Origin of the sequence: Rhodococcus sp. EPR-134, from assembly GCF_001647205.1 — a bacterium.
GTDB classification, from domain to species: domain Bacteria; phylum Actinomycetota; class Actinomycetes; order Mycobacteriales; family Mycobacteriaceae; genus Rhodococcus_F; species Rhodococcus_F qingshengii.
Genome location: NZ_LVCT01000267.1, coordinates 1 through 3125, shown reverse-complemented (window position 1 = coordinate 3125; position 3125 = coordinate 1). Strand labels below are relative to the sequence as shown.

Sequence of the window (3125 nt, the reverse complement as noted above, 5' to 3'; positions counted from 1 at the left end):
CTTCTGCTCGCCGCTTCCAAGCGTCGCGCGAACCTGGTGTGCTGCCATGCCGAGGAGCGGATCGGTCAGTTCGGCGGTGCCGGAGAGAACCTCGACGCCTACCGTCTGCAACCGTGCGCGAATGTCCGAGGACTGGGACAACGCGAGACTCTTGACTCGGGAGTGGATCTTCGGCAGTGACACCGAAGCCTGCTCCGGATCCAGAGTGATGCCGAGGTCGGATGCACGACGCATGTCGGTGCGGATTCCGGTGGACGCGATGAACGTCTTCGACGGGACACAGTCGAACAGCACACACGCACCGCCGACGCCGTCCGAATCGACCAGGGTGACCGTGGCCCCGTGCTGCGCGGCTACCAGTGCCGCCTCGTAGCCGGCGGGTCCGCCACCGATGATCACGATCCGGGTCATGTGTCCTCCAAGTCCTCGCGTGGCCGGCAGGGGTCTCCCGTCGACCAGTGTCACGCTATTCGAGCACCACGTGTCGCGCAGTGCTTGTACCAGATTACTTGCGTCCGGTGGTCCGCTTCGCCACACCCTCGGACCACGGTTTAGGCTTGCGCCCGTGTCGATTTATGCCGCCTACGGTTCCAACATGCATCCCGAGCAGATGTTGTTGCGCTGCCCACACTCCCCCATGTCCGGGACAGGGTGGCTGCGAGGCTGGCGCCTGACCTTCAGCGGCGAGGACCTCGGCTGGGAGGGTGCTCTCGCCACCGTGGTCGAAGATCCCGATTCCAGTGTTTTCGTGGTGCTCTACGACGTCCCGGAAGAGGACGAAGTGAGTCTGGACCGCTGGGAAGGTGCCGAACTGGGTCTGCACCGCAAGATCCGCGTGCGGGTCGACACCGCCGGCGACGCGGTACTTGCGTGGCTCTACGTCATGGATGCGTACGAAGGCGGGCTGCCGTCGGCCCGCTACATCGGTGTGATGGCCGACGCTGCCGAGATTGCCGGAGCGCCGGCCGAGTACGTACGAGAGTTGCGGACGAGAAACAGCCGCAATGTCGGTCCGGGTAACGGTGTTACCGATTAGATAGCTGTCCTGCTCAAAGCAGCAGGAAATACGCGAGCACTGCCAGTGCTGCGAGCACCACCACAACCGTCACGCCGATGAGCACACGCTTGGAACCGCGCGACTCCGATTCGCCTGCGACAACTGCAGTTTCCGGCTCGGCGGTCGCCACCCCGGCAGCGGTTTCTGCCACCACCTTCTCGCGTCCCAGGGTGTCGAACACCTCGGTCACGTCGTGTGAAGGCGGCAATCCGATCGGCACGATAGTGTGCGACGTCGAGGTGAATCCGGCAGCCAGAATTGCGGCTCCCAGCGCAGCCGACTGCTCAGGTCCGGGACCGAGTTCACATCTGACACCGAGCTTTTCGGCAATCCCGGCCGCTATGGACATCATGGCCGCTTTGTCTGTCGCCGGTTCGCCGTCACCGGTGACGACTACGGCGTCCAGGTTCTCCGGCATCCAACCGAACGCACCCAGAGCCGTCGCGAGGCGTGAACTCGGCGAACTCCCGTCGCCGGCAAAGCCGAATGCACGGCCGGCCGCGACACCAGAACGCACGAGGGTGACCGCTGCCCCGGTGTCGTCCACGTGATAGATGCCGATGAGCGTGCCGGCGAGTGCCGCGATTTCCGACTCGAACCACGCCGACACGGCCTCGGCATCCGAGACGAGTGTGACCCGTCCGAGGCCCGCGTAGACCAGCGAATCCTGCATGAGGGCCGCTGTCGACGAGTCCCAGCGTGACGGGTAGGTCGCGACGATGTCGGGCGCTCCCCCGCTTCGACCACCACGATCGGGCAGCGGCTCGCATTCCTGCAACAGACAGCGAATCGAGGTCGCCACCAAATCCTCGGCGCGGTAACGAGTATCGGCAGTTCCCGCGACGCCACTCGGGTCCCCGACGCGACCGACAAAGCCCGACCAGCTCTCGGCGAACTCACGGCCGGCACCCAGTTGCTCGGTGCCACCGAGCACCGTCGTTCCGTCCTTGCGTTGATTGAGGATCGTGTCCCGAACCAATACCACCGGATCGGCCGAACCCGGATCGTTCGACGCAACGACAGCCGTCGACACCAATGTGCCGATTCGCACTCCCACACCTATGGACATGCCCGTACCTTCACTCGAACGACACGAAAAACGGTACCCCCGACGGGAACCGGAACTATCCCAGAACCAGGCTCGTCAGAACCTTCACACCGACGCCGAGTGCTCGCTCGTCGAGATCGAAAGTGGGTTGGTGGATGTCGAGCTGATCGCCCTCACCCGACCACACGCCGAGCCGCGCCATGGCACCCGGCACGGTTTCGAGGTACCACGAAAAGTCTTCGCCACCACCGGATTGCGGGGTGTCCGCCAAAGCATCTTGTCCGACGGTCGCGATGGCGTCCTCGAACATCCGAGTGGACACCTCGTCGTTGACGACCGGAGGCACTCCGCGACGATAGTTGAGTTGGTAGCGAACTCCGGTGGGTGCGAGCAGTCCGTGGACGATTTCTTCCACGAGCGGTTCGAGCAACTCCCAGGTGTCGTGATCGCCGGTACGTACCGTGCCCGTCATCATGCCGGTCTGCGGAATCGCGTTGGGCGCCTGACCTGCGCTGACCGCGCCCCACACCATGACGGTTCCGGTACGCGGATCGATACGACGGCTGAGCATTCCCGGCAGCCCGGTCACGACGGTGCCGAGCGCGTAGATCAGATCCGTGGTCAAATGCGGCCGCGACGTGTGCCCACCCGGAGAGTCGAGGACGACCTCGATCGTGTCGGCAGCAGAGGTGATCGCGCCCAGGCGCATTCCGACCTGGCCTGCCTCGAGTCGCGGATCGCAGTGCAGAGCAAAGATTCTGGACACACCGTCGAGCGCGCCCGCGGCGATGACGTCGAGTGCTCCGCCAGGCATGACTTCCTCGGCGGGCTGGAATATCAGCCGAACCCCGACGGGAAGTTCGGGCAGCGTGGCCAGAGCCAGTCCGGCGCCGAGCAAGATGGTGGTGTGGGCGTCGTGGCCGCACGCATGGGACACACCGGGGACTGTGGACGAGTACGTCGCTCCGGTCGCCTCCTGCATCGGCAAAGCGTCCATGTCGGCGCGCAGTGCGATTCGTG

The 3125-nt window shown here is 64.8% G+C and carries 4 protein-coding genes; 1 reads left to right on the top strand and 3 read right to left on the bottom strand.

What is annotated here, in order from left to right:
• Window positions 1–411 (bottom strand): FAD-dependent oxidoreductase (locus A2J01_RS12055; protein ID WP_156519250.1); only part of this gene is annotated, 411 nt, incomplete at its 3' end.
• 154 nt (window positions 412–565) lie between these two features.
• Here A2J01_RS12055 and A2J01_RS12050 point away from each other — a divergent pair.
• Window positions 566–1036, top strand: a complete 471-nt coding sequence (locus A2J01_RS12050) for a gamma-glutamylcyclotransferase (protein WP_003940753.1) — start codon at window positions 566–568, stop codon at window positions 1034–1036.
• Between the two features lie 13 nt (window positions 1037–1049).
• Here the strand turns inward: A2J01_RS12050 and A2J01_RS12045 are convergent, their stop codons facing one another.
• Window positions 1050–2126, bottom strand: coding sequence for a hypothetical protein (locus tag A2J01_RS12045; RefSeq protein WP_064112786.1), 1077 nt, complete (start codon window positions 2124–2126; stop codon window positions 1050–1052).
• 55 nt (window positions 2127–2181) lie between these two features.
• Window positions 2182–3125: amidohydrolase (locus A2J01_RS12040; protein WP_064112785.1), on the bottom strand; the 944-nt coding region annotated here is incomplete at its 5' end.